20 protein-coding genes are annotated in these 17,457 nt (G+C 61.5%); 7 read left to right on the plus strand and 13 right to left on the minus strand.

What is annotated here, in order from left to right; genetic code table 11:
- Positions 1–166: 166 nt before the first annotated feature.
- On the minus strand, positions 167–1,063 hold the full coding sequence (locus X733_RS152870; RefSeq protein ID WP_023667777.1) for an NAD(P)/FAD-dependent oxidoreductase: 897 nt from the start codon (positions 1,061–1,063) through the stop codon (positions 167–169).
- A 129-nt stretch (positions 1,064–1,192) separates the two neighbouring features.
- Between X733_RS152870 and X733_RS152865 the strand changes: the two genes are divergently transcribed.
- From X733_RS152865 to X733_RS152855, 3 genes are all read left to right on the plus strand, one after another.
- A complete protein-coding gene (locus X733_RS152865) occupies positions 1,193–1,822 on the plus strand; it encodes a TetR/AcrR family transcriptional regulator (protein WP_023714935.1) in 630 nt (209 codons plus the stop codon).
- Between the two features lie 537 nt (positions 1,823–2,359).
- Positions 2,360–3,535 carry a zinc-dependent alcohol dehydrogenase gene (locus X733_RS152860; protein ID WP_023704688.1) on the plus strand — a complete coding sequence of 392 codons (1,176 nt, stop codon included), beginning with the start codon at positions 2,360–2,362 and terminating at the stop codon, positions 3,533–3,535.
- 10 nt (positions 3,536–3,545) lie between these two features.
- Positions 3,546–4,094 carry a hypothetical protein gene (locus tag X733_RS152855; protein WP_023667774.1) on the plus strand — a complete coding sequence of 183 codons (549 nt, stop codon included), beginning with the start codon at positions 3,546–3,548 and terminating at the stop codon, positions 4,092–4,094.
- A 255-nt stretch (positions 4,095–4,349) separates the two neighbouring features.
- Here the strand turns inward: X733_RS152855 and X733_RS152850 are convergent, their stop codons facing one another.
- Complete coding sequence (locus X733_RS152850) at positions 4,350–4,574, minus strand: hypothetical protein (protein ID WP_155924188.1); 225 nt, start codon at positions 4,572–4,574, stop codon at positions 4,350–4,352.
- Between the two features lie 1,138 nt (positions 4,575–5,712).
- Here X733_RS152850 and X733_RS152840 point away from each other — a divergent pair.
- Positions 5,713–5,970, plus strand: coding sequence for a hypothetical protein (locus tag X733_RS152840; RefSeq protein ID WP_245260390.1), 258 nt, complete (start codon positions 5,713–5,715; stop codon positions 5,968–5,970).
- Between the two features lie 283 nt (positions 5,971–6,253).
- On the opposite strand, the gene X733_RS152835 is transcribed toward X733_RS152840, so the two are convergent.
- Positions 6,254–6,721: a hypothetical protein gene (locus X733_RS152835; protein WP_023667769.1), complete on the minus strand. Its 468-nt coding sequence runs from the start codon at positions 6,719–6,721 to the stop codon at positions 6,254–6,256.
- Positions 6,722–7,121: 400 nt separating this feature from the next.
- On the opposite strand from X733_RS152835, the gene X733_RS0134605 reads away from it, so the two are divergent.
- Positions 7,122–7,733, plus strand: a complete 612-nt coding sequence (locus X733_RS0134605) for an EF-hand domain-containing protein (RefSeq protein ID WP_245274417.1) — start codon at positions 7,122–7,124, stop codon at positions 7,731–7,733.
- A 198-nt stretch (positions 7,734–7,931) separates the two neighbouring features.
- Here X733_RS0134605 and X733_RS152830 read toward each other — a convergent pair whose 3' ends face one another.
- Positions 7,932–8,096, minus strand: coding sequence for a hypothetical protein (locus X733_RS152830; RefSeq protein ID WP_023667766.1), 165 nt, complete (start codon positions 8,094–8,096; stop codon positions 7,932–7,934).
- Between the two features lie 1,008 nt (positions 8,097–9,104).
- Between X733_RS152830 and X733_RS152825 the strand changes: the two genes are divergently transcribed.
- Both X733_RS152825 and X733_RS152820 read left to right on the plus strand, forming a co-directional pair.
- Positions 9,105–9,764: a L,D-transpeptidase gene (locus X733_RS152825; RefSeq protein ID WP_023818612.1), complete on the plus strand. Its 660-nt coding sequence runs from the start codon at positions 9,105–9,107 to the stop codon at positions 9,762–9,764.
- A gap of 10 nt (positions 9,765–9,774) precedes the next feature.
- Positions 9,775–10,287 (plus strand): OmpA family protein, encoded by a 513-nt coding sequence (locus X733_RS152820; RefSeq protein WP_023714944.1) that lies wholly within the window; start codon positions 9,775–9,777, stop codon positions 10,285–10,287.
- A 306-nt stretch (positions 10,288–10,593) separates the two neighbouring features.
- Here the strand turns inward: X733_RS152820 and X733_RS152815 are convergent, their stop codons facing one another.
- The 9 genes from X733_RS152815 to X733_RS1000000171300 form a co-directional block, all read right to left on the minus strand.
- Complete coding sequence (locus X733_RS152815; protein WP_023726223.1) at positions 10,594–11,463, minus strand: SDR family oxidoreductase; 870 nt, start codon at positions 11,461–11,463, stop codon at positions 10,594–10,596.
- Between the two features lies 1 nt (position 11,464).
- A complete protein-coding gene (locus X733_RS1000000170185) occupies positions 11,465–11,629 on the minus strand; it encodes a hypothetical protein (RefSeq protein WP_023695159.1) in 165 nt (54 codons plus the stop codon).
- Positions 11,630–11,652: 23 nt separating this feature from the next.
- Positions 11,653–13,419 carry a thiamine pyrophosphate-dependent enzyme gene (locus X733_RS152805; RefSeq protein WP_023818613.1) on the minus strand — a complete coding sequence of 589 codons (1,767 nt, stop codon included), beginning with the start codon at positions 13,417–13,419 and terminating at the stop codon, positions 11,653–11,655.
- A 9-nt stretch (positions 13,420–13,428) separates the two neighbouring features.
- Positions 13,429–13,572 (minus strand): hypothetical protein, encoded by a 144-nt coding sequence (locus tag X733_RS1000000170190; RefSeq protein WP_023818614.1) that lies wholly within the window; start codon positions 13,570–13,572, stop codon positions 13,429–13,431.
- Between the two features lie 132 nt (positions 13,573–13,704).
- Positions 13,705–13,893 carry a hypothetical protein gene (locus tag X733_RS1000000169500; protein ID WP_023707234.1) on the minus strand — a complete coding sequence of 63 codons (189 nt, stop codon included), beginning with the start codon at positions 13,891–13,893 and terminating at the stop codon, positions 13,705–13,707.
- Positions 13,894–14,065: 172 nt separating this feature from the next.
- Entirely contained in the window at positions 14,066–14,311 is a 246-nt protein-coding gene (locus tag X733_RS152795; protein WP_023699894.1) for a hypothetical protein, read from the minus strand.
- Positions 14,312–14,324: 13 nt separating this feature from the next.
- The gene (locus X733_RS152790) at positions 14,325–14,540 is read right to left on the minus strand and encodes a hypothetical protein (RefSeq protein WP_023818615.1); all 216 of its coding nucleotides are present in this window, start codon (positions 14,538–14,540) and stop codon (positions 14,325–14,327) included.
- Positions 14,541–14,727: 187 nt separating this feature from the next.
- Entirely contained in the window at positions 14,728–15,855 is a 1,128-nt protein-coding gene (locus tag X733_RS152785) for an FAD-binding oxidoreductase (RefSeq protein ID WP_023695155.1), read from the minus strand.
- A 60-nt stretch (positions 15,856–15,915) separates the two neighbouring features.
- Positions 15,916–17,457, minus strand: coding sequence for an amino acid ABC transporter permease/ATP-binding protein (locus tag X733_RS1000000171300; RefSeq protein WP_023695154.1), 1,542 nt, complete (start codon positions 17,455–17,457; stop codon positions 15,916–15,918).

A 17,457-nucleotide genomic window follows, 5' to 3' on the forward strand; every position in this document is an offset into this window, starting at 1 on the left:
TAACCGATGTCGGCGATCGCCGTCATGCAGGCAGCCCAGTTGAGTTCTCAAGGCTGGCCGGCCAAAGACGCCCCTCAGGGGAGAGCGGGCCGACGTTCCGCAACACCGGCCCGCAACCTTCAGAATACGATAGCCCGCGGCACCCCGGAGAAGGGAATCTGCGCTCTCACACCAGCATCGACTGCTGGGCGAAGATGCCTGCCATCGCGCCGTGCGATATTGCCAGGGTGACCGATGGCGGCGTGAGGGGGTTGGCGAGGTCGCCCGCGGCGTAGATGCCGGGCATGCTGGTTTCGCGGCGCTCGTCGACCTTGAGGATTACGCCGAGGGGCGTATCGACCGTGGCGAGGCCCAGTGATTCATGCAGGCTTGCGGACGGCTTGTTGCGCGGATGCGCGAACAGGATGTCGACCGCGACCTTTGGGCCGGTATCGAGCTTGACGGTGGCGTTATGCCCCCCGTGATGGGCGATCTCGCTGATCCGGCCGTCGACGACAGGTATGTTGCGGCGCGCCAGACCGGCCCGGATATCGGGCGGAATGTCGTGACCATCAGCGAAGACCGTCAACCTGTCGGTCCAATCGTGGAACAGCCTGACCTGATTCATCGACTGTGGGCCGGACCAGACGAGGCCCCAATGCTGGCCGGCGACTTCAAAGCCGTCGCAATAGGGGCAGGGCACGATGGACGTGCCCCAACCTTCGGCAAAGCCCGGAACATCAGGCATCTGGTCGGCGACGCCATAGCTCAGGATCAGCCGGCGCGCGCCGAGGCTTCCGCCATCGCCAGTGAGGACGGAGAAATCGTCGATGGCCCCGGAGAGGCTGTCGGCCCGGGCATTGACCAGCTTGATCGTGGGATAGCGCGCCAGCTGCCGCCGCGCCTCGGCCAAGATGTCCAGCGGTGGCTTGTGATCGTGGCCGAGCAGGCCATGCGAGTGGCCGGCGAAGCGGTTGCGCGGCAGGCCGGTATCGAGAACGGTGACCTTGCGGCGGGCACGACCGAGTTGCAGGGCGCCGGCGAGACCGGCAAAGCTGCCGCCGATGATGATGACGTCATCCATGATGGGCTCCGTTTTGTGGATGAGGGGCTGGTTGGACCTGGTTGAAACCTACCCATCGGCTTGCGCATTTCAGAAACTACATGGTATCGTAATCCGAGAATTTGGATACTGTCAAGGACTGGAATTGTCGTGACCGAAAATAGCCAGGGCCGGCGCGGCCGGCCCGCCAACGAGGCGCTTGGCCAAACGATACTCGACGCTGCGTCCGAGCTCTTTGTGGAATTGGGTTTTCAAGCGACCACATTGGACAAGGTCGCCCAGCGGGCGAAGATATCCAAGCTCAGCATCTATCGGCATTTCGAGAACAAGGAGGCGCTGTTCAGCGCGGCCATCTCGGCCGGCTGCCATCAGTTGTTTGCGCCACTGGCCCTTCTTGAAGGCGTCGGCGGTTCGGTCGAAGATCAGCTCATGGCGGTGGGATCATCCCTGCTTCGGACGCTGTTGAGATCAGACGTCCGCAGTGTCGAAGCCATGGTCATGGCCGACCAGACGAATCCAAGGTCGTTAAGCGAGCTCCATTTCGAAGCCGGCCCCGCCCATGTCATCGCCCAAATCGAGGTCCTGTTGCGTCAGTTGCACGCGAAGGCGGTTCTGAACGTGCCCGATCCTCTCCGGTCCGCCCGCTTGTTTGCCGCGCTTTTCAAAGGATCCGATCTTTTGATTATCGCACGCTTCGATGAGGCGAGAGCGGCGGACGACAACGAAATCGAATCCTATTGCCGGTCGGCCGTCGCCATGTTCATGGCTGCGCACGCCTAGCAGTCTGCCCTGCCCGCTAATCATTGTATTCTGCGAATACTCCGCTAGAGCCGCCGTCGCGATGGCGCCCATCCACCTCGTGTCGATCGCGTCGGGGTCGGACTACGCGCCCGCCGGTGAGCGGCATCTCCGACCTGCTCCGGTCACACAGCGCTGACCCTTGAGCGCCTCGGCCGACTTGTGAGGGCGAGGAAGAGAATGCCGGTTATGGCCGCGAGAATCGAGCAGATGACGTGTCAGCCGCCGCGAAGGACACCTGCGGACGGAACGTTTTTTGGTACACTTGAGTACGTCCATTCGTGGGTCGGGCTCCAGCGGCTCGTGCCCGACGCGCCCCGGGGAAGGCCGCTGGTGCCCGCGACAGATCCTTCCAAGGTGCGGGTCTGGAATGGCCGAAAAATTCTCTCGAGCTCCCGGAACATCGGTCCGCCCCTGTGGTTCGACAAGCAGCGGCACAGTCGATCCAACCAGGCATCGGCCCGCTTAGGACAGGCGCGAGGTCCCTACCCACAGATCTTGCGAAAATAGGAGCAAGCTATGCGAGCGTTGGTCTGGCACGGCAAGGAAGACATACGCTGCGATCAGGTTTCGGACCCGGAAATTGAGGATGAACGTGACGCGATCATCAAGGTGACGAGTTGTGCCATATGCGGCTCCGACCTTCACCTCTACCACAACTATGTGCCAGCCATGCTGCCCGGCGACATCATGGGCCACGAGATGATGGGAGAGGTCGTCGAGGTCGGCAAGGGCGTCAACGGCGCTCTGAAGGAGGGAGACCGCATCGTCGTGCCGTTCACCATAATCTGCGGTGAGTGCGACCAGTGCAAGCGACAGAACTTTTCGGTTTGCGAACGCACAAACCGCAAGAAGAATCTCGGTGACAAGGTGTTCGGGCACACCACTGCGGGTCTGTTCGGCTACACTCATTTGACCGGCGGCTATCCCGGGGGACAGGCGGAATACATGCGTGTGCCGTTCGCCGATGCCACGCACGTAAAGGTGCCTGACAACCTTACCGACGAGCAGGTTCTCTTCCTCGGCGATATTTTTCCTACCGGCTGGCAGGCGGCGGCACAGTGCGACATTGAGCCCACCGATACGGTTGCGGTGTGGGGCTGTGGCCCAGTCGGGCAGATGGCCATACGCAGCGCCCTGCTGCTCGGCGCGAAACAGGTGGTGGCGATCGATTGCCTGCCGGAACGGCTTTCCATGGCCGCGGCCGGCGGCGCCATCGCCATCAATTTCGCCGAGGAAAGTGTCGTCGAACGACTGCGGGAACTCACCGGCGGAAAGGGCCCGGAGAAGTGCATCGATTGCGTCGGCATGGAAAGCCACGTCTCGCTGGCCCAGCCCGATACCGTCTACGATCGCGCAAAGCAGTTGATGCTGATGGAAAATGATCGACCGCACGTTTTGCGTGAGATGATCTATGTCTGCCGGCCGGCCGGCGTGATCTCGATCCCCGGCGTCTACAGCGGGCTGGTCGACAAGATTCCGATGGGACAGGCAATGAACAAGGGGCTCACCTTCCGAATGGGGCAGACCCATGTCAACCGTTGGACCGAGGATCTGTTGCGCCGCATCGAAGATGGCCAGATCGACCCATCCTTCGTCATCACCCATACCGTGGGGCTCGAGCAGGGACCGGAGATGTACAAGGTGTTTCGCGACAAGCAGGACAGCTGCATCAAGGTTGTACTGAAACCGTAGGGAAATCGTCATGAACGTGATTGCCAAACTTACCAACATCACCCGATCGCCTGGCGATCCCAAAGTGCTGAAGACTGGGCAGAGTGCGGTCGGGGCCTCCGATGGCCTTGCCCGCAAGCTCGGCTGGTTCAGCATCGCGCTTGGCGTCGCCGAGCTGGTTGGCGCCGAGCGGATTGCGGGCGCGCTCGGCATGCGCGGCAAGGAAGACCTGATCCGCGCTTATGGGGCGCGGGAAATAAGCAGCGGCATACTCTCGCTTTCAGTGGACAAGCAGGCCGGGCTTTGGAGCCGGGTGGCCGGCGACGGCCTGGATATCGCGACATTGCTGACAGCGTATCGGCCTGGCAACCCAAAGCGCGATAATGTGGGCCTTGCGCTTGCGATGGTCGCCGGCATCACATTGCTCGACATCATCGCTGCGAAAAGCGTGACCGCGCGCCACTCTCGGAGCGGGACCAAGCCACGCGACTACAGCGATCGAAGCGGCTTTCCCGGAGGCACTGCCGCAGCCCGCGACCGTGCCCGCTCGCAGCGCAGCCAGGAGGCCGGCGCAGCCTGATAGAGATTGCCGAACCCTGGCGCCATGCGACCTGGACAGGTGGCATCTCGTCAGGCCGTAACGCCAGAGGTGGTTGCTCTCGGCGAGCCGAGTTTGCTGGAACAGAGTGGACCGTCGAGTGGCCGTTCTCGCCGTCCCCTGGATCACCGCCGCGGATGGTTGTGTGGCCGGTGCGTTAAAGGCAGGAAGCAAGCAGCGATGCGACCATGCGTCTAACCTTCCATGTCTCTTACCTTGGCCAGGTTCCGGCGATCCTCAGGCCGAGCCGCGTTCGGGAAGCTCGGTCTCTTCCGCCACCCCTTTCCGCAGGTCTCGGCGCGAGCGTTCCGCTTCGTCGGAATTATTATCGTCGTCTGTCCGCTCGAGTTCGCGATCGATTGTCTCGCCCGACCCCTCTGCCGGATCCTGTTGCGGAGATGTGTTCGGGCCGGTTTCGATTTTGCCGTCGCCGGGAACGGTGCGGTCGCGAGACTTCGTCATCTTCAGCTTCCCTTTCATCTGTCATCTGTCTCGGCATCTCCGAAGGCATCAATTTCGGCCGCTTCCCTGCCGAACCGGATCGTCGACGCTTTGTTCCGGGAAAGCCCCCGCAGGTTCGTGCTGGTCCGCCCGGGGCATTGGTCGATGCCCTTGCCGGGAAGCATCCTATGCCAACGAGGTCGGCGGCAGCCTCATCGCTGTCGTTATCAACATGTGGGCTGTGAAGGCGTTTTCGGCCCGGACACGCGAGCACGCCAGGCTCGCGGCGAGTTTTCGAACCGAAGCAGATGCGCAGCGTAACAGCTGGATGTATACGGAAAAGGCTGCCTCATCCACGACATCGCGCTTTCGGTAATGGCCGGCGGCATGCTCGCCTGGGCGGTCCGGCAGCTGGTAGCGAACTGGTCATAGGCCTTTGCAAAGCCGCGTCGATGAAGCGGGTGCGGTAGCGCTGGTCGGTGTAGCGTCGAGGCATCTGTCAATCGGAGACAAGCGCGACCACTTTTGGGACCTCACTGTTTTTTCCACCGGGACTCGACATCTCACTATCATAGTTGATTGTGGCTGCCGGTGACCCTGCGTAATGGATAGCCATTCCAACTCTCCAACAGGAAAACGGTATGTTGTATCCGGGTCGGTTTTTGGGGCCAAGCGAGATTGAGATGCTCGCCCAGGTTTGTCACACGGTCTGCAAAGAGCGCGCCCTACCTCTTGCTTCGCAGAACGGAGAGCGCATAGCTGCCCATATACTCAGGCTGTTTATGAATGGCTTGATTGAGCAGAATGAACTGCTCGATGCTGAGAGGAACTGGGCTCTTCGGCTTGACCGTTCGGTCCAGCAGACGATGTCAACTACGCGCACATGAGAGGCCGCGGGACCCAGTTTGGTTCTTACAGCCGAACACCCGCCGCTATCTGAGATATGTTGCGGGGTTTTCTTCGCCGCGGAGTGATCCGATACAGTGCGCGGAAATCATGGCAATCCTGTTCGCAGTGATTCTATTGAGCGTAATCGCAGTCGCATTCTTGGTCGTCGGAAAGCCGCCAAGGCCAGTTGGGAACAAACCTGACGTTTAAGCGTTTGTAGAGCCCTTCCACCGGGCAACTCACCGAAATGCTTCTTGCCGTGCATGATGCGATGTCGACGGCCGTTTTGGCGGGCAGGAGCGCCAATGCGGAAATAGTAGGCGTGGTCGACCTCACCAACAAAGCTGAGGTCGACATCGGCATCACCAGCTTGGGAAGAGCCATCCAGTTCGTGGCCAACGCCTCGGTGCTTGGATACGACATTCGCGGCGCCATGGTCTTCTATGGCGCGCCCGGTACCCCGAGCCTAAGGGCGAGAGAGTGCGAGCGCTTGTGGGCGCAGTTTGGCGGCGCGCTTCTACAGCCGTAGCTCTATCAGGACGTTCGCCCCGCCCGTTCTTGGTATGAACGCGTACGGAACTGAGGCGCTACCCAGCCGCAGCGGGAATGGCTCAGTGGTAGCTCTAGCTGGCGACCGCACCAAGCAGCTTTTCGGTGATGGGCTTTGAGCGGCTGAGCCAGCGTGAGAACGTTCGGCCGCATATCTGCCGGTGCCTGCTTTCATGTGACTGGGCGGGGCTATTGGGGAGCCGGGTTGACCACTGGGCCCTTAGCCGAGGGAAGCACAGTACGGCAACCTCGCCTTTTGCTGGCTAACATCCTTCCGCTCTCAGGGACCGAACCATGCGCACAACAACAGGGTCATACGGTTTCTTTTCGGATTTCCGATAATTCATTGTGAAAAGCGCGGCACGCTGGTTGCAGACCATAATTGCACGGACGTAGCGAATCTCGCCATTCTTGACCCCGGAGTAGCTGGCCCATTTCGGGGCTAGGCGCCGATAGGTCAGTCGCCAACCGGCCTTTTCGTCCTCGATCATGCGATGTTCAATCTCGGCGCGAAAACTTGCTTTGCCCAGTCGCGCGCCCCAAACGACCAGAAACGCGTCTCTTGGGCCCTGAAAAGCCGCGCCCTGCTCCGAATTCTGGGTCAGGACGAAATTCGGAGGAATATCGAAACTAAAGCCAAGCTGTCGGACGCCGAAGGGCTGCCACGCCTCGGCCTGAAGCAACGTGGTCCAAAAGAGAAAAACTGTAAGTCCCAGCAGGAGGCGTCGCATTGCTCTGATTTAGCGCTGGCTAACATGGTGTCCAGACGGACAGAGGTCCGTGACATAAAAAATATGCTTCATGGCCGCGCAGCATATGGACGCGGGATTCGCGATTGACGGCGTGCGGTCGAAACGGCTTCCGTCCCACGAAAGGAGAGGACACAGAGGGAATTGGTGCGTCGGTATGATCGATTGGCAGAAAATTGGCGAGGCCGAATGTCCAACGTTCATTGCCCGCAAAAATGGGCGCCGGCTTCCTCTTGTGCCTAGGGAAGAAGAGCCGAATTATTCCCTGGCGAAGACCCTGATCTACCTCAGACGGGGCATGCCTCAGTAACTTCGCCGTGACCTGATCCCTTCGGGGAACAATCACATCGAGCTCCAGTTTGGCCTTCAAGCGAAAGCACTGATGGAGCATGCCATGAGATTTCCACACAGCAAGACGGCCGCGGCCGCCGTTTTCATTGCCCTGACCTCCCCCGCACTCGCCCAGACAAGCGGAACACCATCACCCTCGACACCTGCACCCGCTCCGGCAACCGAACCGCCGGCCGCCGGACAGTTGCCGGATGCGACCGGACAAGCGGATGGACCAACACGCGAAATGATCCGCCAGATGGTTGAGCAAGCTGTCCGTGACCGACTGCAGCAGGATCGCGGTTCCGAAGAGGGTTTCCGCGAGGAAGATAGTCGCAACTATCAAGGCGATCGCAACGAGGATGCTGACCGCCACGATGAAGATGGCGACCGTTGGCAGAACCACGGTGACCGCGATCGTGGACACAGAATGGCTGGACGCTGGCATCATCAGATGATGCGCGGTGCCGGCATGCGACTGATGTTCGGGCTGTTGGACACCGATGGCGACGGATCGGTGTCCGAGGACGAGGTTCAACGCGCGGTGGGCAGGATGTTCAGTAGCGTTGACGAGAATGGTGATGGCAAGATCGATGTGAACGAGATCCAGTCCTTCATGCATGGCTCCAGCATGCATGGCACTGATAGCGAGGACACGCCGTAGCTGGCTTCAAAGGGAATGCCCTCCCTCGGACAAAGCGGGCGCGTGGCGGCCGATCCCGAAGCGGTGTCTCTTGGCTGTTAGGCGCCCGGCCAGCACCCTTTAGGCTTGAGCTATTCCCGCAGTCCGCGAGACGCCAGCCGTGACAAAAAAGGCTTCGCATTGCTGATCGAGGAACGATCGCAGCCGACCAACGCAGGGTCACTCGGGCGCCCGGTCTTCCAGCAGAACGAAGGATGCGGCGATCAAGTCGTCGCCATTGATACGTCCTTGGCTGTCCTCCAACATAGTTGCAACCTTGTGGAAGGCCATCATTTCACCCGCGTCAATCTGCGCTTCACGCATCTTGGCTGTGAGATCAGCCACGCGATTTCCTAACGAATGTGATTTTGCAGTCTCGCAATTCGACATGATTAGTCATCCTTTGCCTTGGGTTTCACGCTGCCGAACGCAATGCTTCAGCGGATGTTCCGAATTTGGCCATCAGTCTTATGGGATAGGACTTGCGTCTGATTGCGGTTGGAAGAAGCCCGAACGGCGGAACAGGCAGCCGGACGCCGAATTGGAAACCGACCGTCGATCGAAGTCCCTTGTCGCCGGTTGAGATCCCGCCATCTTCACTGTCGAGAGGGTGGCGGGATCGCCTTCCGAGGAGCGAGCACATATGAGGTAATAGATATTTGGCAGATGTACTCACGGCCATCCTGCTCGCTTCTTTTGTCTGCGCATGTTCATTCTTTTCGGGAAACCCCATCTCTCCAACAACACGCAACACCGCGTTGCTACCCATGATGATGCGATGACAACTGCATCAATAAAGCAAAGCCTCTTCGCCTAAGGTGCGATTGCCGCGGGCTTTTTCGACTTGAAGGTCGTCCAACGCGCCCGGTGGTCAGGCCACGGTGTTCAGCGGGAGCCAGGTAGACTCATCGCGAAAATCCCGCAGCGAGGCACGTCGCAAGTCCTCCTCGCCGCGCGCGGATACTGGAATCCGCCTGGCTCGTTGTGACAGGCATGCGAAGATGAGTGTCGGCGCATGGACGCGGAAAAACCCGCCAGCGTGAGCCAGCGGGCCTTGTGATGGGATGGCCCGCGCGTGCGGTCAAGGCTGCGCGGGCCGACCATGATGAATGAGGGGACATCTTGGTCACCGGCACGACCGATGAAGAACGAGCCGGGTGTGACAGAACACCCTTGGAGCGAGGATGTTCCCGTCCGCACAAAAAAGCTCGCCGGCGTGAGCCGGCGGGTAGTCGCTATTTTGCCGTCAAGCGGACAGACCGCTTGCGGCCCACCCACTGCACCATTTTTCCACTTTGAGCCGAAATCATTCTCAACTATGGTTCGCCAGGCTTAAGGCATGGGGGATTGCCGATGGTTTTATCACGCAGGGGTGTCGTGCTCGGCGGTCTGGCGCTGGTCGCGGTCGGTGGAACCGGCAATATTGTTCAAGCCGCGGGGGCAAAATCCTTTTTCGCCGGTACCGCCAGCGATAACGATTTCGTCTATCGCAAGACCAACTTCGCCAAGATCGACAAGAGATGGCATCGCCAGATCGTCAAGTATTTCAGCAGCGAGCCGGTCGGCACCGTCGTGGTCGATACCCGCCACCACTTCCTCTACCTCATCATGGAAAACAAGACTGCCATCCGCTACGGCGTCGGCGTCGGCAAGGAAGGCTTCAAATGGTACGGCCGCGCGACGATCGATCGCCGCGCGCTGTGGCCGCAATGGGTCCCGCCGCCAGAAATGCGCAAGCGCAAGCCGGACCTGCCGCCCATGGTCGCAGGCGGCGCGTCCAACAATCCGCTCGGGCCGCGCGCGCTCTATCTGTACCGCGACGGCGCCGACATCGGCTACCGCCTGCATGGCACGCTCGAGCCGTGGAGCATCGGCACCGACGCTTCCAGCGGCTGCATCCGCATGTTTCCGGAAGACATCATCGACCTCTACCAGCGGTGCCCGATCGGCACCGCTGTGGAGGTCCTGCCGCACATCGCCGACCAGGCGCCCGCTTCCACCACTGTCGAATGATGGGCGCATCATGAACCGCATGATTGAAAACACGTGCCGGCTGCTCGCCGCCGGCCTGCTGGTTCTGACCGCATCCTGCTCGACCAGCAACACGCTGGCCCCGTCGACGCCTGACGTCACCAACGCCGAGATTGCCGGCTTCCAGAACGTGCAGCCGGGCAGCGAGGAGGATTTTATCCTCAATGTCGGCCGCCGCACCTACTTCACGAAAGGTTCGGCCGCGCTCGATTCTGTCGCCAAGGCCACCCTCGACACCCAGATCGCCTGGTTGACAAAGCATCCGCGCTGGCTGCTCAAGCTGCAGGGTTTCGCCGACGATCCAGGCGCAAGTGAAACGGCGCTGTCGCAGCAGCGCGCCGATGCGGTGATGGACTACCTCGCCGCCGGCGGCATAGACCGGAACCGCATGTGGGCCAAGGGCTACGGCAAGGACAGGCTGGTCCGCGACTGCCCCGACTCCGCCTGCAGGTCGCAGAACCGCCGCGTTGTGTCTAATTTGCGCGATGAGAGGGACGAGTCGTAGAGGCTGCTGTTTTGCTGGTCGCCAAATCAGTCTCACAACGCGACGGCGGCATGGCTGCAATGCGCCTATCGGGGACATTCACCCAGCGTTTGCCCCTCCCCGAAAGCTGACGCTCCGGTTGAACCCGGAGTGAAGTCAGCTTCCCGTCTACCAACCTCCGGTTCAGGGTCTGGTGGGAGGCTTCGGCATCCGCCTCGACCAGTTTGCGGACGTGGCGGTTGTCCGCGATCCTGATCGCGCATGAGCCTCGCCACATGTCGGTGTGCTACCGGGAGTGGGCGCCGTGGAGCTGGCAGGTACGCTCGCTCAAAGCATCGGCCGTCCACCGGTGACCTCGTAGAGTGCGCCGGTGGTGTAGCTCGATCCTTCCGAGGCAAGCAGCACATAGGTCGCTGCAAGCTCTGCCGGTTGCCCGGGACGCTTGAGCGGTGTGTTCTTCCCGAACTCCTTGACCTTCTCAGAGGGCATTGTCGACGGGATCAGCGGCGTCCAAATCGGCCCGGGAGCGACCGCGTTTACCCGAATGCCGCGTTCAGCTACCAGTCCTGCAAGTCCGGCGGTGAAGTTGGCGATCGCTCCTTTGGTAGTGGCGTAGGCAAGCAGTGCCGGCGATGGACTGGTCGCGTTGATCGAGGATGTGTTGATGATGGTCGAGCCGGGTTCCATGTGCTTCACTGCTTCCTGGGACAGATAGAACATCGCATAGACATTGGTGCGAAAGGTGAGATCCCATTCCTCCGCGCTGATGTCCTCAAGCTTCTCGAACGACGCCTGGTGGGCTGCATTGTTGACGAGGATGTCCAGGCGCCCGCATTCATCGATAGCTCGCTGCACAAGCGACCGCGCGAAGATTTCGTCCGAGATGTCGCCGCGTGCGAGCACCGCCTTGCGCCCCGCTTCCTCGACCAAGCGCGCCGTCTCCTGCGCATCTTCGTCCTCTTCAAGATAGGAGATCATGACGTCGGCGCCTTCGCGTGCAAACGCGATAGCCACCGCCCGGCCGATGCCCGAGTCCGCGCCGGTGATCAGCGCGACGCGGTCCATCAGCTTACCGCTGCCGCGATAGCTCTCCTCTCCGTGGTCGGGCCGTGGATCCATCTCGTCGGTGTAGCCGGGCATGTCCTGCTGCTGTTCGGGAAGCGGCGGCTGAGGATATTTCTGCTGGGCATCCTGCATGTCAGCTCCTTTTTTGGCTGGAGTTGCGGTTGTGTCGATCCGGTTCCGTGATCGGTCCCTTGGCGGCTTTCGAGCCACCGCCCCATTCCTCGGCCTTGCACGCTTGGTCGCCGCCCATGAGGTCCGGCGAACTGCGATTTGCGGTGCCGCTGTCGGTCTTGTTCAACTCGTGCTCCTTCTTGCGTGTCGTCAGTCTTTCTCGCCGGCGGTAATCATCGACCTCAGCGGCTCTTGCGCCACATTCGCCTCGATTTCCGCGCGTCCGGGAGTGTCCGATAGCGCCTTGCGGAAATTTTTCACATAATCCGGTGGCATCTTCGGTGGCATCATCGGTTCGTACGGGTCGACCACGGCCTCGATGACCACCGGACCCTCAGCAGCCAGGGCAGCGTCGAGAACACCTTCCACCTCCTCGGCGCGAGAGACGCTGTAACCAATGCCGCCCATGGCTTCGGCGGCCATGGCGAAGTCGATGGGCTGGAGTTCGCAGGCGAATTGCGGGTTACCGAGGAACATCATCTGCTCCCAGGCGATCTGATTGAGCATGCCGTTCTTGAGCACGAGCACCTTGAGTGGGACCCGGTACCGAACTGCCGTCGAGAACTCGCCGAGTTGCATCGCGAGACCGCCGTCGCCGACGACCGCGAAGACCGGCCGGCCGGGAAAGGCCAGGCCCGCGGCGATCGCATAGGGCAGTCCGCATGCCATCGAGGCCAGCGCGCCCGAGACGCCGAAGGCCTGCCCGTCACGCAGCTCGATATGGCGGGCCGCCATCTCGGTGTTCTGGCCGGAATCGGCAACCAGGATCGCATCATCGGGCAATCGTTTCCCAAATGCGCGTGTAACCACCTGGGGCTTGAGCGAAGTGGCGGCCTTTTGCTCCGACTGCGCCATCATCTCGCGCCAGCGTCGCATGCCCGCCTGCGCCTTCTCGAGGAAGCTGCGATCATCCTTGCGCTTCAGGCGCCTGTTCAGCAATCGCAGCGTCACGGCGGCATCGCCGGCAAGGCCGGCCTCAACGGGATAGCGCAGGCCGATGCGCTGCGGGTCGCGCTCGATCTGCACCCCGCGCGCCTGTCCCGGCTTCGGGTAGTATTCGATGTAGGGAAAGGTCGAGCCGACGACGAGCAGCGCGTCACATTCCTCCATGATTTCCTGCGACGGCAGCGTGCCGAGAATTCCGATGCCGCCAGTCGTCAGCGGGTGATCGTCGGGCAAGGCAGCCTTACCGAGCAAGGCCTTTGCGACGGGGGCACCAACCAGCTCCGCCGTCTCTTCCAACTCGTGCCTGGCACCAAGCGCGCCCCGACCGGCGAGGATCGCGACCTTCGTCGCGCCGTTCAGGATCTCGGCGGCTTTCGCAAGTTGTTCTTCGTCGGGAAGCCTGCTTCCTTCGAACCAACGATCCGGCGTATGCGACGGTTTGTTGCGCTTCGAGCGCTTGGCCTGGTCGAGCGTGTGCTCCTGCACATCGCTGGCGATCGACAGATGCGCAACACCGCGACTTGCCAGCGCCGACCTGCAGGCGAGACCGGCCAGGCTTTCCATATGCGCCGCGTCGGAGACCTGCGCGTTGAAGACGGCGACATCGCTGAAGACGCGCGTCAAGTCGACATCCTGCTGGGTGAAGGTCTCGATGAGGTCGTGGAACTGCATGCCGGTAATGGCGAGCACCGGCGCTTGGTCGAGCTTGGCATCGTAGAGTCCCGTCAGGAGGTGTGTGCCGCCAGGGCCGGAAGTTGCGAGGCAGACACCGAGCTTGCCTGTCCATTTTGAGTAGGCGCACGCCATGAACGCCGCGGATTCCTCGTGCCGCACCTGAATGAAGCGGATACGGTCCTGCCGCCTGCGCAGCGCCTCCATGATGCCATTGATGCCGTCGCCCGGCAGGCCAAAGATGATATCGACGTTCCAGTCGATCAGCGTCTCGATGAGGATGTCCGCGGCGGTCGGCATGTCTCAGTCCTACCGCGATGCGGATCCCGCCGCCTGGCTGCTCTTGTTCGCGGTCTTGTCAGTCTTACGCTGGTCCTTGTCGCCGCCGCGATTGCCGCCAAGCAAGTCGTCGGAAGACTGAGCGGTCTTGCCGTCTTCCAAATTAGTGGCCATGCGCAAAGCTCCCTTCATCCGGCCTGCCTAACCAGAAAGTCGGTGAGATGTTCCGTGCCCGAAGGCAAGGCCGCCTAGTCAGGTGCCGAAGGCAAAGGTCTCAGTACCACCCGATGAGGCGCTGTTCGGCAGTCAGCGGCTGAACAGGCGAGGTGCGATCGAACAGACGAAGGCATCGAACTGCTGCGAGGCCGAGGATTGCATGTAGTGGCCGAGGCTGTCTGATCGCCAAAAGCTCTCGCGGCAGAGCTGGCCGATGTTCAGGTCGCGTCTTCGCAGGTCCCTATAGCCAGAGCGCAACGCCGCCCGGACCGTCCCCATAGGCGAACTCCTCGCACCCCTCGTCGACGATTTCTCGCGCGGGATTCCGCCTCAGTGGCGAAAGGACTCGTTCGTCGCGCACACCGCGGCGGGCGATGTGCGCCTCGACCATGCGGTGCCTGGCGTGCCGGTAGTCTGGCATGGCTCCTCGATAGCCTTAAAGACGACAGGCTTAGTCGTCCTGCCTGCGCTTGTGGTGCTCGCTCTCCTGGTTTTCGCCGCGGATCATCTGGCGATCATCCTTGTCGGTCAATTCCACGCCCTCGTCGCGCAGATTGGCGCCGCCTTGCCGCGCCTCGCGCTCCTGCTTGGTTCTCTTCAGCTCATCCTCGGCATTGAAATCGTCGCCGGCATTGCTGGTGTTCTCGCGCTTTTCGATGATGCGCAGCTGCTGCTCGTGGGTCTTCCGGCCGGCCATGGCAAGGCGCCTCCTACTTGTTCGTGCGTCCGGTCTGGTCAGGATTGATGCCGCCCTGAGGCGTGACATCGTTCTCGACATCGCCTTCGAACGTATTGTCCCCATCGAGAGCATCGTTCTCGTCGAGCATATCGCCGCCCTTGACCGCGCCCTTCGAGGTGCCGATTCCCGGGTTGTCTCGCAGATCCTTGTCCGAGGGCTGTTTAGTCTTGGGGTGTTGGTTGGTCATGGAATTTCTCAGCGCTGGTTGAGCTTGGACGAACGACGGTCCTGGCGCTGTCCAACTTCAACGTGGAGAAAATGTTCCGGAACAAGTTGGCTTGTCAGGTGCGCGTAAGCGGCCAGGCGGCCGCCGTCTCGGCTAGCGAAACTCCAGGCATGCCACATTACATCCCATTCCGAGGCGAATTGGCAGGCTAAAGTGAAAATCGAGACGGTCGAAAGCTTGCAAGGAGTGGGTGCTCTGTTCCGGTGGCGATCTCGGTTGCAAGCAGTTCGCCGGCAATCAAGCCAAGTGTTGCGCCGCTGTGGCTGAAGGCGACGTAATACCCCTCGATCTCCCGCAACTGGCCGAAGACCGGCTCGCCGTCTCCGGGGATCGGCTTGGGCCCGACACCGTAGCTCTCCAATTCCAATTTCGGATGACCGTCGAGAACATTCGACGCTTCGTCGAGAAGCCCTTGGATGGTCGATGCTTTTACGCGATAAGTCCCGTCCGGATTGACTACCACCTCTTCTTCCGACCAGGCAGAATCGAGCGCGAGGGCGCCATCAGGCGTCGGCCGGATGGCGACGCGCGGCGTGTTGAGCACGGCGCGTAGAGGCAAGTCGACTGGCTTGGTCCTGACCAGCAGCGCGATTGGTGTCCCATCGGCAATACGCTGACCGGCCACGGCGACCATTCGCGGCACATCCGCACCGGTCGCCAGAAGCACCGCGTTGGCGGCGAAGCTGATCCCGCTGGTGGTGGTGACGCCGGTGGCGCGGCCGTTGGCGACGGTGACGGTAGCGCTTCCGGCCTCGGTGACCACCTGGCCGCCCCGCTCCACGAATTCCGCGATCAATATTTCGATCAGCGACGGCAGGTCGACCCAGCCCTCGCCCGCGTTGAAGATCGCGCCTTGAGGCGTGACAGCGCTTGCGCAGACACCCGGCGTGACCAACCTTATGGCGTCCGCGGACAGATGCTGCGCATCATAGCCGAGACGTTTTTCGTGAGCGAAGACATCGGCGATCTCGTTTGAGGCATCGTCCGCATCCCACGTCAGGCCACCGTCGAAACGCAGCCAGGCGGCATCCGGGCATCGCGCCGACAAACTGCGGTAGCGGTCGATACCGATCATGCGCAGGCGATGATATTCAGCCGAGCGCCTGCGCGCCGAATTGATCCAGGCGAGCGAGCGGCCGGAAGCTCCCTTGGCGAGCGGTCCATCATTGACCAGCACGGTCTCGATGCCGAGCCTTGCAAGATGAACGGCCGAGGAGACGCCAAAAATGCCGCCGCCGACAACAACGACCTTGGAAACCTGATGTGATGCAGCCATGAGATATCTTTCACTGGTGGAGGTTGGTTTGGGCGGCCGTCTTGAAGGGCTCATGCGTGATCAAAGCACTTCGGCAAGGAAGTGCTTCAGACGCGGGCTTTTCGGCGTGTCGAAAATCGCGGCAGGCGTGCCGGCCTCGATGATGCGGCCTTCATCCATGAAGACGACCTGATCGGCGACCTTGCGGGCGAAGCCCATTTCATGCGTCACCACGACCATTGTCATGCCGCGCCGGCCGAGATCCGCCATGAGGTTGAGCACACCCTTCACCAGTTCTGGATCGAGTGCGCTCGTTACCTCATCGAACAAGATGACCTCCGGGTCCATCGCCAATGCACGAGCGATTGCCACACGCTGCTGCTGGCCACCGGAAAGGCTCCCTGGACGATGGTGTTTGCGGGTCGCAAGCCCGACGTCGGCAAGGCGCGCCTCGGCGATGCGCTCAGCTTCCTGTACAGGGAGCCCCTTTACCTTGGTCAGCGACAGCATGACGTTTTCGAGCGCGGTGTGGTCGGGAAACAGATTGAACTGCTGGAAAACCATGCCGACACGCCGGCGCAGTTTTTCAGGCTTCATCGCCAGGATGCTCGCACCATCGAGCAACACCTCACCGCCCTTGGGCTCGACCAGGCGGTTGAGGCAGCGCAGCAGGGTCGACTTGCCCGAACCTGATGGGCCGATCACGCATGTGACCGTGCCAGGCTTGACTGCCAGGCTGACGCCTTTGAGAACATCGAGGTCGCCATAGGCCATGTCGAGATCGGTAATGGCGAGACTGCCGCCCTTGAAGCGGGGCAGCGCTGAGCGGGCATCAGAGCCGGCCTCCGAAAGTGCACTGCCGGTGGCGCCCTCCAGTTCGCTCACTTCGGCCAGGCCGCTGATGACGAGGCCTGCCTTTTGCTTTCCGACCCGCAGCGAGTTGTCGATGTAGTTGACCACATGGGTCAACGGCACGGTGATGACGAGATAGAACACGCCGGCCAGAAGCAATGGCGAGAGATTTCCGGTGACCACTGCCTGGTCCTGACCGACACGGAAGATCTCGCGCTCCGAGGCGAGCAGACCGAGGAAGTAGACAAGGCTTGAATCCTTGACGTTGCCGATGAACTGGTTGACGAGGGCCGGCAAGACGCGGCGGATGCCTTGCGGGATCACGATCAGGCGCATGCCTTGGCCGTAGCTCATGCTGAGCGCCCTGCAGGCCTCCATCTGCCCGCGCTCGACGCTCTGGATGCCCGAGCGGAAGATTTCGCCGATATAGGCGCCGGCGATCAGGCTCAGCGCAAGAATGCCGAGCGGAAAGGGCGAAGGGCCGAAGATTTCACGGCCGATGCGGGCAAAGCCCTGGCCTATCAGCAGGATGGTGACGATCGCCGGCAGCCCACGGAATATATCCGTGTAGACCCGCGCCGGAATGCGCAGCCAGCGCGATTGCGAGATGCCCATGACCGCCAGGATCATGCCGAGGATGACACCCAGCACCGTCGACGCGGCGGCGAGGATCAACGTGTTCTTCAATCCGATGGTGATCATGCTGGGCAGCACGTCCGCCATGGCCTGCCAGTCGAGGAAACTGCGCCGCAGGTTTTCGAGCCAGTTCAT

This window comes from Mesorhizobium sp. L2C066B000, assembly GCF_000502335.1.
Taxonomy (GTDB): Bacteria; Pseudomonadota; Alphaproteobacteria; order Rhizobiales; family Rhizobiaceae; genus Mesorhizobium.

Bases quoted from the DNA above. Each gene is read 5' to 3' on its own strand.
- X733_RS152870 (WP_023667777.1), bottom strand. From the start codon at position 1,063: ATGGATGACGTCATCATCATCGGCGGCAGCTTTGCCGGTCTCGCCGGC.
- X733_RS152860 (WP_023704688.1), top strand. From the start codon at position 2,360: ATGCGAGCGTTGGTCTGGCACGGCAAGGAAGACATACGCTGCGATCAG.
- X733_RS152855 (WP_023667774.1), top strand. From the start codon at position 3,546: ATGAACGTGATTGCCAAACTTACCAACATCACCCGATCGCCTGGCGAT.
- X733_RS152850 (WP_155924188.1), bottom strand. From the start codon at position 4,574: ATGACGAAGTCTCGCGACCGCACCGTTCCCGGCGACGGCAAAATCGAA.
- X733_RS152840 (WP_245260390.1), top strand. From the start codon at position 5,713: ATGTCGACGGCCGTTTTGGCGGGCAGGAGCGCCAATGCGGAAATAGTA.
- X733_RS152835 (WP_023667769.1), bottom strand. From the start codon at position 6,721: ATGCGACGCCTCCTGCTGGGACTTACAGTTTTTCTCTTTTGGACCACG.
- X733_RS0134605 (WP_245274417.1), top strand. From the start codon at position 7,122: ATGGAGCATGCCATGAGATTTCCACACAGCAAGACGGCCGCGGCCGCC.
- X733_RS152825 (WP_023818612.1), top strand. From the start codon at position 9,105: ATGGTTTTATCACGCAGGGGTGTCGTGCTCGGCGGTCTGGCGCTGGTC.
- X733_RS152820 (WP_023714944.1), top strand. From the start codon at position 9,775: ATGAACCGCATGATTGAAAACACGTGCCGGCTGCTCGCCGCCGGCCTG.
- X733_RS152815 (WP_023726223.1), bottom strand. From the start codon at position 11,463: ATGCAGGATGCCCAGCAGAAATATCCTCAGCCGCCGCTTCCCGAACAG.
- X733_RS152805 (WP_023818613.1), bottom strand. From the start codon at position 13,419: ATGCCGACCGCCGCGGACATCCTCATCGAGACGCTGATCGACTGGAAC.
- X733_RS1000000170190 (WP_023818614.1), bottom strand. From the start codon at position 13,572: ATGGCCACTAATTTGGAAGACGGCAAGACCGCTCAGTCTTCCGACGAC.
- X733_RS1000000169500 (WP_023707234.1), bottom strand. From the start codon at position 13,893: ATGGGGACGGTCCGGGCGGCGTTGCGCTCTGGCTATAGGGACCTGCGA.
- X733_RS152795 (WP_023699894.1), bottom strand. From the start codon at position 14,311: ATGGCCGGCCGGAAGACCCACGAGCAGCAGCTGCGCATCATCGAAAAG.
- X733_RS152790 (WP_023818615.1), bottom strand. From the start codon at position 14,540: ATGACCAACCAACACCCCAAGACTAAACAGCCCTCGGACAAGGATCTG.
- X733_RS152785 (WP_023695155.1), bottom strand. From the start codon at position 15,855: ATGGCTGCATCACATCAGGTTTCCAAGGTCGTTGTTGTCGGCGGCGGC.
- X733_RS1000000171300 (WP_023695154.1), bottom strand. From the start codon at position 17,457: ATGAACTGGCTCGAAAACCTGCGGCGCAGTTTCCTCGACTGGCAGGCC.